The sequence below is a fragment of the Pontixanthobacter sp. genome, from assembly GCF_049682855.1.
Classification (GTDB): domain Bacteria; phylum Pseudomonadota; class Alphaproteobacteria; order Sphingomonadales; family Sphingomonadaceae; genus Pontixanthobacter.
This window is the reverse complement of sequence record NZ_JBAUIK010000010.1, coordinates 56,455-68,923: the sequence shown is the minus strand read 5'-3', so window position 1 is coordinate 68,923 and position 12,469 is coordinate 56,455. Positions and strand designations below refer to the sequence as shown.

Annotated in this window: 12 protein-coding genes; all 12 read left to right on the top strand. The window is 57.4% G+C overall.

The genetic code is table 11. From position 1 onward, the window contains the following. Positions 1-11: 11 nt before the first annotated feature. The 12 genes from WA922_RS07480 to tdh all read left to right on the top strand — a co-directional run bounded on the left by WA922_RS07480 (position 12) and on the right by tdh (position 12,353). Positions 12-1,712, top strand: coding sequence for a vWA domain-containing protein (locus WA922_RS07480; RefSeq protein ID WP_424771072.1), 1,701 nt, complete (start codon positions 12-14; stop codon positions 1,710-1,712). Positions 1,713-1,835: 123 nt separating this feature from the next. After that, the gene (locus tag WA922_RS07475; protein WP_424771071.1) at positions 1,836-2,576 is read left to right on the top strand and encodes an OmpA family protein; all 741 of its coding nucleotides are present in this window, start codon (positions 1,836-1,838) and stop codon (positions 2,574-2,576) included. Between the two features lie 4 nt (positions 2,577-2,580). Beyond that, positions 2,581-2,757, top strand: a complete 177-nt coding sequence (locus tag WA922_RS07470) for a hypothetical protein (RefSeq protein WP_424771070.1) — start codon at positions 2,581-2,583, stop codon at positions 2,755-2,757. Continuing rightward, positions 2,754-3,248, top strand: coding sequence for a hypothetical protein (locus tag WA922_RS07465; RefSeq protein WP_424771069.1), 495 nt, complete (start codon positions 2,754-2,756; stop codon positions 3,246-3,248). Before WA922_RS07470 ends, WA922_RS07465 begins: the two co-directional genes overlap by 4 nt. Before the next feature lie 6 nt (positions 3,249-3,254). Continuing rightward, entirely contained in the window at positions 3,255-4,121 is an 867-nt protein-coding gene (locus WA922_RS07460) for an HpcH/HpaI aldolase/citrate lyase family protein (RefSeq protein ID WP_424771068.1), read from the top strand. Positions 4,122-4,188: 67 nt separating this feature from the next. Further along, positions 4,189-5,373 (top strand): acyl-CoA dehydrogenase, encoded by a 1,185-nt coding sequence (locus tag WA922_RS07455; protein WP_424771067.1) that lies wholly within the window; start codon positions 4,189-4,191, stop codon positions 5,371-5,373. Then, positions 5,373-6,029, top strand: a complete 657-nt coding sequence (gene maiA / locus WA922_RS07450) for a maleylacetoacetate isomerase (protein ID WP_424771066.1) — start codon at positions 5,373-5,375, stop codon at positions 6,027-6,029. The genes WA922_RS07455 and maiA overlap by 1 nt, the downstream gene beginning before the upstream one ends. Before the next feature lie 6 nt (positions 6,030-6,035). Next, on the top strand, positions 6,036-7,046 hold the full coding sequence (locus tag WA922_RS07445) for a fumarylacetoacetate hydrolase family protein (protein ID WP_424771065.1): 1,011 nt from the start codon (positions 6,036-6,038) through the stop codon (positions 7,044-7,046). A gap of 3 nt (positions 7,047-7,049) precedes the next feature. After that, positions 7,050-8,579: an acetyl-CoA acetyltransferase gene (locus tag WA922_RS07440; protein WP_424771064.1), complete on the top strand. Its 1,530-nt coding sequence runs from the start codon at positions 7,050-7,052 to the stop codon at positions 8,577-8,579. Between the two features lie 77 nt (positions 8,580-8,656). Continuing rightward, positions 8,657-9,919, top strand: a complete 1,263-nt coding sequence (locus WA922_RS07435; RefSeq protein WP_424771063.1) for a dicarboxylate/amino acid:cation symporter — start codon at positions 8,657-8,659, stop codon at positions 9,917-9,919. Positions 9,920-10,106: 187 nt separating this feature from the next. After that, positions 10,107-11,312, top strand: coding sequence for a glycine C-acetyltransferase (locus WA922_RS07430; RefSeq protein ID WP_424771062.1), 1,206 nt, complete (start codon positions 10,107-10,109; stop codon positions 11,310-11,312). 12 nt (positions 11,313-11,324) lie between these two features. Then, on the top strand, positions 11,325-12,353 hold the full coding sequence (gene tdh, locus WA922_RS07425) for an L-threonine 3-dehydrogenase (protein ID WP_424771061.1): 1,029 nt from the start codon (positions 11,325-11,327) through the stop codon (positions 12,351-12,353). Positions 12,354-12,469 lie beyond the last annotated feature (116 nt).

Sequence of the window (12,469 nt, the reverse complement as noted above, 5' to 3'; positions counted from 1 at the left end):
GAGTGGATCTGATGCGGTTTATGGCGAGTGTTGCGGGTGTTTCTATGGCGGCTTTATTGGGAGGCTGTGCCGCCGGGCCAAATGGCACAGCGAGCGATGACATTGCAAGCGCGCCAACCCCGCCGGTCGCGGCCGCGCCGCCGCCTCCGATGTCAGTGGCCGCTTCGCGCAGTCAGATTACCGTCACCGGCCACAAAATCGGGGGTGATGTATCTGCGCCCGCGCCGCTCGTCAGTTCAGAAAACACAGATACAAGCCCTGTATATCGTTATTTCCCGCCGGTTATCATCGCAGCCGATCCGGGCCGCGAGCAATATGATGGCGAGGAAGTGTCGCCTGTCAAAATTGCCGCAGCAGAACCGCTTTCCACATTCTCTGTCGATGTCGATACCGGCGCCTATGCCAATACACGGCGTTTCCTGAGCCAGGGGCAGAAACCGCCGCGCGCCGCCGTGCGGACAGAGGAAATGATCAACTATTTCCGCTATGATTATGCCAAACCAGCGGACCGCAGCACCCCGTTCAGCGTCAATACCGATATGGCGCTGACTCCGTGGAATGAGAATACGCGCCTGCTGCGGATCGGCCTGCGCGGATATGATCTGCCGCGTGAAGACCGCCCTCCTGCCAATCTGGTATTCTTGATGGATGTGTCAGGATCGATGGGCAGCCCGGATAAATTGCCGCTGGTCAAAACTGCATTGGCGGGGTTGGCAAGCGAACTATCGCCGCAGGATAAAGTCTCCATCGTGGTCTATGCCGGTGCCGCCGGTCTGGTGCTGGAGCCGACCAATGATGAACGGCAAATCCGCCGCGCTCTGGGCAGCCTTGAAGCGGGCGGATCGACCGCAGGCGGCGCGGGTATCCAGCTTGCCTACCAGATCGCCGAAGACAATATGATCGACGGCGGTGTCAACCGCGTGATTTTGGCCACTGATGGTGATTTCAATGTCGGGTTGCGCAGTCAGGAGGCGCTGATCGAACTGATCGAGAAAAAGCGCGATACGGGCATTACACTCACCACGCTGGGTTTTGGCACCGGCAATTATAACGAAGCCCTGATGGAGCAGATCGCCAATCACGGCAATGGCAATTATGCCTATATCGATAGCGCACTGGAAGCGAAAAAGGTGCTGGGTGATGAAATGTCTTCCACCCTGTTCACCATCGCCAAGGATGTGAAAATTCAGGTCGAATTTAATCCCGCTATGGTCAGCCAGTACCGCCTGATTGGATATGAGAACCGCGCGCTGCGGGACGAGGATTTCAACAATGACGCGGTCGATGCGGGCGATATCGGCGCCGGGCACCAGGTTACCGCGATTTACGAGATTGTGCCCGCTGGCCAGACCGGCTGGGTATCGCCGCGCCGTTATGGCGCCGCGGCGAGTGCCAAGATGGAAAACCCCAATATCAGCGAAGTGGCCTATATCAAATTACGCTACAAAATGCCGGACGGGGAAACGTCGAAACTGATCGATACGGTGGTGCCCGCCTCTGCTTTGCGTGAAGCGCGCAGCCCGCGCGGCGATTTTGCCTTTGCCACGGCGGTGGCGGCGTTTGGCCAGAAGCTGCGCGCTGATCCGCTGCTGAATGATTATGGCTTTGGCGAAATCAAGACGCTTGCGGGCGGATCGGGCGATTATTGGCGGCAGGAATTTGTCCGGCTCGCCGATGTCGCGCAGAGCCTGCGGGGCGAGCCGGGGGAATAGGTTAGGAGCATAGGCCCCGAAGAGTAGTCCTGCGGAATAGGTCTGTCGCATAAAACCGGCGAATAGCATATAAACAAAACACGCCCCCTTTGCGCGGGGGAAGTGGGCGGCTAAAGACTGTGCATGCCTATTCGCCCTTCTATTGCGATTATCGCTGGCGCGTTGACCGTCAGCGCCGCTTATTTTGCCGGATATGGATGGACTGCGGGCGACTTTACGGCGAGTCTGTCGGGTGAGGCAGCCCGGGTTATTTCTGCCTCCGATGCCGCAATGGTCCGGGCCGAATTTGTCACCGCCAATGGCTGGCCCAGCCGTCATCCGTTACTCAGCGGCGGAGAGGATTTGGACGAGAAAACCCGCGCTGATATCGCGCAATCTATCGGCGCAATACCGGGTGTTGGTGGCATCCGCTGGGCCGATGGGACGATGGTGGCGCAAAGCGGTACGGCGGTATTGAAGCCAACCCGGTGTCAGGATGATGTAGAGGCCCTGCTGCGCGCCCGAACGATCCGGTTTGAAGAGTCAAGCAGCGCGATGGATGCCGCCAGTATCAGCCTGCTAGATGAAGTGGCTGCGGCGTTACGCCCTTGCCTTGGCAGTATCATCGCGGTGGTTGGCCATACCGATAATTCGGGGCCAGAACCGGGCAACCTCGCACTATCACGAGAGCGCGCTATCGCGGTTCGTAATGCCTTGATACAGCGCGGCATTCCGCGGGATGGATTGCGGACGCGGGGTGTCGGTTCGGGCGAGCCGGTCGATGGGCTCGACCCCGCCGATCCGGCCAATCGCCGTATCGAATTTTCTGTGATCGCCACAGAACCGCTCGCTCCCACGCCGATTGATACGCCCGGCCCGCGGTGATGAAATGCGCGATGATACCAAAGATGAGGTGCGAATAATGCCGATCTGGTTTGAACTCATAGTCCTGCTGCTTGCGACCTATATCGCCGGATTTGGCATTGGTGCAGCCATGTGGGGCCGCATCACGCCAAGCGCGGCGGCCCCGTCTGAAACCCCTGAAGGAGAGGATATCGCCCCATGATACAACTTGTCGAAGCCAATTGGCCTGTGTTCGTAATCGCCCTGATCATCGGGTTTCTCGTCGCGTGGTGGGTCTTTGTCGCGATGCGGCGCACCAGCGTCACGACCGATTCTTCCGATATTTTGGACGAAGGCAAAGGCGCTGCGCCGCGTAATGAGGCGCTGATAAATGCCCCGCCCGCAGCTGAACGGGCGGGCCCGTTGAAGTCTGAAGATCTCGCTGATACAGCGTCTGTCACCCCCCCAAAAACAGTGATGGATGATCTATCGCGTATCAAAGGCGTCGGCCCTAAACTGGTGGCGCTGCTCCATGAAAACGGCGTGACCCGCTTCACCCAGATTGCCGAATGGTCCGACACCGATATCGACGCGATTGATGCGAAGATGGGCCGTTTCCAGGGGCGCATCCGGCGCGATAACTGGACCGAGCAAGCCAGGTTTCTCGCTGCCGATGATACAACCGGTTACGAAGGTAAATTCGGCAAGCTGTAGCGGCGCATGACCGGCAGTATCCGCCCCTTGCGCAGCGCGCTCTATGTTCCTGCTGACCGCGCTAGCGCAGTTGCCAAGGCCCGCACGCTGCAGTGCGACGCGGTTATCCTCGATCTGGAAGATGCGGTCGCGCCCGAGGCCAAGGCGCAAGCCCGTCTGGCTGCCGTGTCTGCAATCAATGAGGGCGGTTTCGGCCACCGAAAACTGGTGGTGCGGGTCAATGGGCTGGAAACCGATTGGGGCATCGAAGACTGCGCAGTGTTACGGGATACCACCGTAGACGCGATATTGCTGCCAAAGATATCCTCTCATGAAGAATTGGTCCGTTACCGCAACGCAACTGGTGGTAAGATCGAATTATGGGCTATGCTTGAGACGTGTACTGCCTTCCTCAATATTGCTCAATTGACCGACGATGCCCTTGATGAAGGGGTCACAACGTTGGTCGTTGGCACCAATGATCTTGCGCTTGAAATGCGCTGTAGACTGGACACCCAGCGCAGTGCCATTACCCCGCTACTCACACAGGCAGTAGTCGCAGCGCGAGCGGGCGGGCTTATGATCATTGACGGCGTGTTTAACGATCTGGCCGATGAAACCGGTTTCTTGCAACAATGCCGACAGGGTGCGGATATGGGCTTTGACGGCAAGACGCTAATTCACCCGAAACAAATTGCCATTGCCAATACCGCTTTCAGCCCGTCGGAGGCCGAAGTCGCTGCTGCGCAGATGATTTGCGATGCCTTCGCTGCGCCGGAAAACACCGGAAAAGGGGTCATTACAGTCAATGGCCGGATGACCGAGATACTCCATCTGCGCGAAGCGGAACGCACGCTGGCCCTTCATGCAGCAACGCAGCGCAACATGGCTTGAACACAGCGCACTTGCGGCGCATGGCCAACACTGCAAGAAACAGAAAAAACTGGTTTCAGGAGTAACTATGGCCGGCATGGCACCATTCAATTGGGAAGACCCCTTCAATCTGGAATCCCAGCTCACCGAAGAAGAGCGGATGATCCGCGATGCGGCGCGCGGTTTCGCCCAGAGCGAATTGCAGCCGCGTGTGAGAGAGGCGTACCGCAACGAGGTCAGCGCGCCGGAATTGTTCCCGCTGATGGGCGAAGCGGGCCTGCTGGGCGCGACGGTGCCGGAAAATTATGGCGGCGCAGGTGCCAGCTATGTCGCCTACGGTTTGATCGCCCGCGAAATTGAGCGGGTGGATTCCGGTTACAGGTCGATGGCCTCGGTCCAATCGAGCCTGGTGATGTACCCGATTCACGCCTACGGATCAGAAGAACAGCGCCAGAAATATTTGCCTGGCCTTGCCAGCGGTGCATTGATCGGCTGCTTTGGCCTGACCGAACCCGATGCGGGCTCTGACCCGGGCGGCATGCGGACATATGCCAAAAAAGATGGCGATGGATATTCTTTGTCCGGCGCTAAAACATGGATCAGCAATTCGCCTTTTGCCGATATATTCATCGTCTGGGCGAAAAGCGAAGCGCATGGCGATGGTATTCGCGGCTTTGTTCTGGAAAAGGGTATGGCTGGGCTTTCTGCACCCAAGATTGATGGCAAGCTGTCGCTGCGCGCATCGACCACCGGCATGATCATGATGGACGAGGTGAAGCTGCCCGCCAGTGCGCTTCTGCCCGATGTGCAAGGCCTGAAGGGCCCATTCGGATGTCTTAACCGCGCGCGCTACGGCATTAGCTGGGGCAGCATGGGCGCGGCAGAATTCTGCTTCCACGCAGCGCGCCAATACGGCCTTGATCGGCACCAGTTCGGGCGGCCGCTGGCGAATACCCAGCTGTTCCAGAAAAAGCTTGCCGACATGATGAGCGATATTGGCCTTGGCCTTCAGGCATCATTGCAAGTTGGGCGATTGATGGACTCCGGCGAATTTGCCCCGGAAATGATCAGCATCGTCAAACGCAACAATGTCGGCAAGGCGCTAGATATCGCACGTACTGCGCGCGACATGCATGGCGGCAATGGTATCAGCGAGGAATACCAAGTCATCCGCCATATGGTGAATCTCGAAACGGTCAATACGTATGAAGGCACGCATGATGTCCACGCGTTGATCCTTGGCCGCGCGATTACCGGGCTGGCTGCGTTTTGATGAAACTGTTCGGATATTTTCGCAGTTCGACCAGCTACCGATTGCGGATTGCGCTTAATCTGAAAGGACTGGAATACGAAAACATTCCGGTCGATCTGCGCACGTCTGAACAAAAGGGTGAGGCCTTCACAGCGCGCAACCCGTTTGGCAGCGTACCCATGCTGGAAGCGGATGGCCGCGACCGCGCGCAATCGATGGCGCTGCTGGAATGGCTGGAAGAAGCCTATCCTGACCCCCCGCTGCTGCCCGCCGGTTCGGAAGATCGTTACACCGTGCGCGAATTGGCCCACGCAATCGCGACTGAAATTCACGCGATCAATAATTTGCCGGTGCTGCGCTATCTGGCCGATCCGCTTGGCCATGCGCAGGACGACATCGCCATCTGGTACCGCCACTGGCTGTCCCGCACACTGGGCCCGGTCGAGCAGCGTCTGGCGCAATTGCACACAGGTGATTTCCTGTTTGATCGGCCCGGATTGTTCGAAGTGGTCTTGCTGCCGCAAATCTATAATGCGCGCAAGTTCGACTATGATCTGAGCGACAAACCGCATACCACGCGCATCGAAGCGGCATGCCTTGCTTTGCCCGAATTCGAGCGGGCATTTCCAGACAACCAAACCGATAGCCCCGACTATATACAACCTGCAGGAGAGTAACCGCCTATGAAACTCGCATCGATCAAAGACGGCACGCGTGATGGTAAGCTGGTTGTCGTGTCCAAAGACATCACTCGCTATTGCGCCGCTGATAATATCGCTCCGACCATGCAATATGCGCTCGACAATTGGGATGAGGTTTCTGGCGATCTGGATGTGCTGTATCGCAGTGTTGAACATCACAGCGTGCCATGCGAACGCTTCCACGAACACGAGGCGCATTCGCCGCTTCCGCGCGCCTATCAATGGGCCGATGGCAGCGCCTATATCAACCATGTCGAACTGGTCCGCAAAGCACGCGGTGCAGAGGTACCTGACAGTTTTTATCATGACCCGCTGATGTATCAGGGCGGCAGCGATACTTTCCTTGGTCCGCGCGATGATATTCCGCTGGGCGACCAGGCATGGGGATGCGATATGGAAGGCGAAGTGGCCGTAATCACGGGTGATGTGCCGATGGGCGCATCTGCCAAGGATGCAGCCGGCCAAATCAAGCTGGTCATGCTGGTCAATGATGTTTCGCTACGCGGTCTAATCCCGGGCGAACTGGCCAAGGGGTTTGGGTTCTTCCAATCCAAACCCTCAAGCGCGTTTTCACCCGTTGCGGTGACACCTGACGAACTGGGCGATGCATGGCAGGACAGCCTCATTCACTTGCCGCTCTGCGTCGATTACAACCGTGAACCGTTCGGGCGCGCAGATGCGGGTGTCGATGCCACATTCAATCTGGCGCAATTGGTAGCCCATGCGGCGAAAACCCGCAATCTAGGCGCGGGCACTATCGTCGGTTCGGGCACGGTGTCTAACAAAGGCGCAGATGGCGGCCCCGGCAAACCGGTAAGCGAAGGCGGCGCAGGCTATAGCTGCATTGCCGAGATACGGATGATCGAAACGATCAATTACGGTGCGGCCAGAACGCCTTTCATGAAACCTGGCGACACCGTCAAAGTGGAAATGAAGGACAAGGATGGTCACAGTATCTTTGGCGCGATCAAACAGACAGTGGTTGCGGTCTGAACCATGACCGGCACCAAGCTGGGCGATACGGCGCGTATTCCCGTGATCATCGGCTGCGGCCAGATTAACGACCGCGCGGAAACCGGCGCGGACGGAAAGGACTCGCTGGAATTGATGGTGGCCGCCAGCCGCGCAGCGGGCGCAGATGGGGGTGAAGGAATCCTATACCAGACCGACTGGCTTGGTATCGTCAACCAGTTGTCTTTCCCGGAACTGACGGGCACTCTGGTCGAAGGCGTCTCAAACGCATTGGGCCTTTCACCAAGTACCGCGCGCGAAACACCATCGCCCACAGGTGACAGCCCAATCCTGCTAATCAATGAAGCCGCCAACGCAATTGGCCGGGGTGAGGCAAATGTCGCGCTGATCGTCGGCGCAGAGGCGCTCCGGACTGCGGGCAAGCGCAGGGCCGAAGCCGCAGCTGCACCCGCTGCTTTGGGCGCGGAGGTCAGCAAAGGCCCCTACCCCAAGCGCACATCAATCACGCCGCAGCCGCGCCATGCATATGGGCTGATCACGCCCACTGATGTCTATCCGCTGTTCGAAAATGCGGCACGCGCTCGTTACGGGCAGACATTGGCGCAAGCGCAAGCGGAAAGCGGCACCATCTGGGCGGGCATGTCGGATGTTGCCGCCAGCAATAAACATGCATGGATACGCCGCAGCCGCACGGCCGCGGAGATTACCGAGCCCACGGCCGAAAACCGCCCGATCGCCTTTCCCTATACCAAATTTCAGGTCGCCAATGCAGCGGTTAATCAAGGGGCGGCAGTCATTGTCACCAGCCTCGCCGTAGCACGCCGAGCAGGTCTGAACGATGAACGCATCATCTATGTTGGCAGAGGCGCTGCCGCACATGAGGCGGCAGATCCGCTCAACCGGCCGGATTATGCATCCTCTGCCAGCATGGCGGTATCGCTCACCAAAACGCTCGAACTGAATGCAATGTCAGCGAGTGACTTTGACCATATGGAAATCTATTCCTGCTTCCCGATTGTGCCCAAAATGGCGCGGCGCGTGCTGGGCATCCGTGCAGACCGGACCATGACAGTGTTTGGCGGATTGACTTTCGGCGGCGGGCCGATCGGCAATTATATGACCCATGCGGCGGCGTGTATGGTGGAGGCTCTGCGTAAAAAAGGCACGAATGGACTGCTGTTCGCCAATGGCGGCTATGCCACGCATAATCACACGATCGTGCTGACCAAAACGCCGCAGCCTGCCGGTACATTCCCGCAGGATTTCGACTTTCAGGCAGATGCCGACGCCCTACGCGGCGATGTGCCAAATATGATCGGCGAATATAGCGGGCCAGCAACCTTGGAAACCTATACGATCGTGTTTGACCGCAACGGCGCACCAAAACACGGCGTTGTTATCGCCCGCATCGATGCGGCAACGCGCGCCATAGCCATAGTCCCGTCAGGCGATAGTGACGCAATTGGGCGGCTGAGGGAAGCCTCCGCCGATGTACACGGTGCCAAAGGTACGCTGACCGCGCGCGGCGGGCGAAACATCTGGTCATTCGCCTAGGGGCATTTGACTGATAAAGGGTTTTCGCCAATGGCGCGCCTTGGCAGAAGCTCGCCGCCCTTCATCTGTGAGGAATAATGATGTTCAAACTCTGGTTTTCCATCCCCCTGTGGCAGCGCGTTATCGGGGCACTGGTTTTGGGAACGGTGTTCGGCTGGGTATGGAAGGAATTTGCGCTGTTTGGCGGCGCCAGTCCGGAAAGTATCAAATGGATCGGTGATCTGTTCATCAAAGCGATCAAAATGCTGATTGTGCCGCTGATCTTCTTCTCGCTCGTATCGGGCATCGCGGCGCTGGGTGACTTGAAAAAACTCGGCAATGTCGGCGGCAAGGCCTTGATGATATTTGGCGGAACCGCCGCACTGTCCGTGTCGCTGGGCCTGACGCTCGCAACCGTTACCCAGCCGGGTATCGGGCTGAATATCGAATTGCCCGAAGGTGCAAGCGTGCCGGAACCGGCCACAACAACCGCTGTTGATATGATCCTGTCTATGGTGACGGATAACCCCGTTGCCACGATGGCAGAGGGGCAGGTTCTCCCGCTGATCATCTTCGCACTGCTGTTTGGTATTTCAGTATTGATGGCGGGCCGGGAAGCCCTGCCCATCGTCAAAGCGATGGATGCCGGTTCGGCAGTGATGCAGCGTATGACGATGATTGTGATGGAGCTCGCCCCGTTCGGCGTATTCGCGCTGATGGTCTGGGTCGCGGGCACTTTGGACCCTGCCGTCCTGATTGGCCTGCTGCAGGTGATCGGCCTGAACTACCTTGGCTGCTTTATCATCATTCTCTTCGTCTATCCGGCGATTATCAAATTCATTGCGAAACTGCCGATTGTGGATTTCTATCGCGGCATAGTGGATGCACAGGTGGTCGCGTTTTCAACTGCATCCTCCAACGCCGCGCTGCCCGTCACTCTGCGCTGCGTGCAGCGCAATCTGGGTGTTTCCCGGTCCGTATCTAGCTTCGTCGTCGCCTTGGGCGCAACGATCAATATGAATGGCACAGCCATGTATCTCGGGCTGGTCGCTGTGTTCGGCGCGCAGGTTTACGGAATTGATCTGACGTGGACTTCATATGTGTTGATCGCATTGACCGCGACTCTGGGTTCGGTTGGCGCTGCGGGCATACCGGGCTCCGGCCTAATCATGCTGACATTGGTGCTGACATCAATCGGAGTTCCGCTGGAAACTGTCGCATTGGTCGCGGGCATCAACCATGTGATGGACATGATGCGCACGGCCACGAACGTGACCGGCGATGCGACAGTCGCAGTGGCAGTGGGCCGCATGGCCGGCGAGATCGATATTGAGGAATATGTCTCTGCTGACGATATTTAGCGTCAGGACAAAAGCAGGCCAAGACTTGCATCACCAGGGTGTTTCATAAATACCCTGCCAAACGCACAGCTTGGAAAGTGCAGACAGACGATTGCGCAAGTCTGATGCGCCGCGATAGCTTCCATATTGTCCACCTCCGCCAACGCGGTAAACAGGCCGGACAGTTATTTCGTTTTGAAAGACCCCGATGTCTGCAAGTTTTTACCAGTCCGTCAATGACACAATAAGTGATATAGAGGCGCAGGGGCTGACCAAGCCGGAGCGCATTCTCACTTGCGCGCAGGATACGTTCATATCGATCGACGATCATGGCCAGCAGCGTGATGTGCTTAACTTTTGCGCCAATAACTATCTCGGCCTTGCCAATTCGCAAGAGCTGAAAGACGCAGCTGCCCAGGCGATGCACGCATCGGGTTTCGGCATGGCGTCGGTCCGGTTTATCTGCGGCACACAGGACCTGCACCGGACGCTGGAGAAACGCATTGCAGAGTTTTTCGGATATGATGATGCAATCACATTTGCCGCATGTTTCGATGCCAATGGCGCAGTGTTTGAACCCTTGCTGGGCGCAGAAGACGCGATTATTTCTGACAGCCTAAATCACGCCTCCATCATAGACGGGGTCCGGCTGTGCAAGGCCAAACGCTACCGCTTTGCCAATAATGATATGGCGGATTTGCGCGCTCAGCTGGCGGTTGCGAAAATTGACGGCGCACGTCACATATTGGTCGTGACTGACGGTGTGTTTTCGATGGATGGCACGATCGCCAATCTCGCCGAACTGTGCGATCTGGCCGATGAATTTGGCGCGCTTACGATGGTGGATGATTGCCATGCATCCGGGTTCCTTGGCGCACACGGGCGCGGAACGCCGGAATATTGCGGGGTCGAAGGCCGCATTGACATTATCACCGGTACGCTGGGCAAGGCGCTTGGCGGCGGCATGGGCGGTTATATCTGCGCGCGTCAGAATGTGATTGATCTGCTGAAACAGCGCGCGCGCCCCTATCTGTTTTCCAACGCTATCGCGCCGCCGCTGGTGGCAGCCTCGATCAAAGTTTTTGATCTGGTCGAACAGGCCGATGATTTGCGGCTGAAACTGATTGCGAACTCCCAGCGGTTCCGCACCGGTGTGGTGGAAGCGGGATTTGATGTATTACCGGGCGAGCACCCGATTATTCCGGTAATGCTGGGTGATGCAAAGCTTGCTCAAACAATGGCCGCCAAACTCCTTGATGAAGGGATTTATGTAATCGGGTTTTCCTACCCCGTGGTGCCCAAGGGGCAGGCCCGCATCCGCACGCAGATTTCCGCAGCGCACACCGATGGACAGATCGACACAGCCATCGCCGCTTTCACCAAAGTCGGCCATGCGCTGGGCGTTATTTCTTAAGGGGTACGCACGATGAAATCACTGATCAAAGCCAAGCACGAACCCGGCCTGTGGATGGATGACAGCCCGATGCCGACCTGCGGCCAGAATGATGTCCTCATCCGGGTCAGGAAAACTGCAATTTGCGGGACGGACATGCATATCTTCAATTGGGATGACTGGGCGCAGCGAACCATCCCGGTACCGATGGTGGTCGGCCATGAATTTATGGGGCAGATCGTCGAAGTCGGCAATGAAGTGCGCGGCTTTGCGGAAGGTGACCGCGTTTCCGCCGAGGGCCATATCACGTGCGGAATGTGCCGCAATTGCCGTGCCGGCAACCGCCATCTGTGCCGCAAAACCGAAGGGATTGGCGTGAACCGTGCCGGCGCTTTTGCCGAATATATCTCGGTCCCTGCATTTAACGTGTACAAATTGCCCGATGAAATATCTGATGATATTGCATCGATGTATGATCCCTTTGGCAATGCGGTACACACTGCGCTGGCGCAGGATATGGTGGGTGAAGATGTACTGATTACAGGCGCCGGACCGATCGGCGCTATGGCGGCAGCAATCGCCAAGCATATTGGCGCGCAAAATGTCGTGGTGACCGACGTGAATGATTACCGTCTTGACCTTGCGCGAACGCTTGGCGCGACCAGGACAGTCAATGTCGCCAACGAAAAGCTCGAAGATGTCATGGCGGAGCTCGACATGGTGGAGGGATTTGATGTCGGCCTTGAAATGTCAGGCGCGCCGGAAGGGTTCACCCAGATGCTAGACGTGCTCAATCACGGCGCCCGGGTCGCCCTGCTGGGATTGTTGCCCAACGGCACCGGCATCGATTGGGACCATGTGATTTTCAAGGGTTTGGAAATTCGCGGTATCTATGGCCGCCGGATGTTTGAAACATGGTACAAAATGAGCGCGATGATCAAGTCGGGCCTCGATATCGAACCGATTATTACTCACCGGCTGAAAGCAGACGATTACCAGACCGGATTTAATACTATAAATTCAGGCAGCACCGGCAAAGTCATTCTCGATTGGACAGGGTGAAGGCCTTTGCACAATCGCTTCGCGCCGCGTAAACCGTGATGTCGTTTGAAACGGCACGATGGCGGCGGCGCAGTTTGCGTCAATAATTGCGCAGTGATTACGGGCGGAGACATGTG

Bases quoted from the DNA above. Each gene is read 5' to 3' on its own strand.
- WA922_RS07480 (WP_424771072.1), top strand. From the start codon at position 12: ATGCGGTTTATGGCGAGTGTTGCGGGTGTTTCTATGGCGGCTTTATTG.
- WA922_RS07475 (WP_424771071.1), top strand. From the start codon at position 1,836: ATGCCTATTCGCCCTTCTATTGCGATTATCGCTGGCGCGTTGACCGTC.
- WA922_RS07470 (WP_424771070.1), top strand. From the start codon at position 2,581: ATGCGCGATGATACCAAAGATGAGGTGCGAATAATGCCGATCTGGTTT.
- WA922_RS07465 (WP_424771069.1), top strand. From the start codon at position 2,754: ATGATACAACTTGTCGAAGCCAATTGGCCTGTGTTCGTAATCGCCCTG.
- WA922_RS07460 (WP_424771068.1), top strand. From the start codon at position 3,255: ATGACCGGCAGTATCCGCCCCTTGCGCAGCGCGCTCTATGTTCCTGCT.
- WA922_RS07455 (WP_424771067.1), top strand. From the start codon at position 4,189: ATGGCCGGCATGGCACCATTCAATTGGGAAGACCCCTTCAATCTGGAA.
- maiA (WP_424771066.1), top strand. From the start codon at position 5,373: ATGAAACTGTTCGGATATTTTCGCAGTTCGACCAGCTACCGATTGCGG.
- WA922_RS07445 (WP_424771065.1), top strand. From the start codon at position 6,036: ATGAAACTCGCATCGATCAAAGACGGCACGCGTGATGGTAAGCTGGTT.
- WA922_RS07440 (WP_424771064.1), top strand. From the start codon at position 7,050: ATGACCGGCACCAAGCTGGGCGATACGGCGCGTATTCCCGTGATCATC.
- WA922_RS07435 (WP_424771063.1), top strand. From the start codon at position 8,657: ATGATGTTCAAACTCTGGTTTTCCATCCCCCTGTGGCAGCGCGTTATC.
- WA922_RS07430 (WP_424771062.1), top strand. From the start codon at position 10,107: ATGTCTGCAAGTTTTTACCAGTCCGTCAATGACACAATAAGTGATATA.
- tdh (WP_424771061.1), top strand. From the start codon at position 11,325: ATGAAATCACTGATCAAAGCCAAGCACGAACCCGGCCTGTGGATGGAT.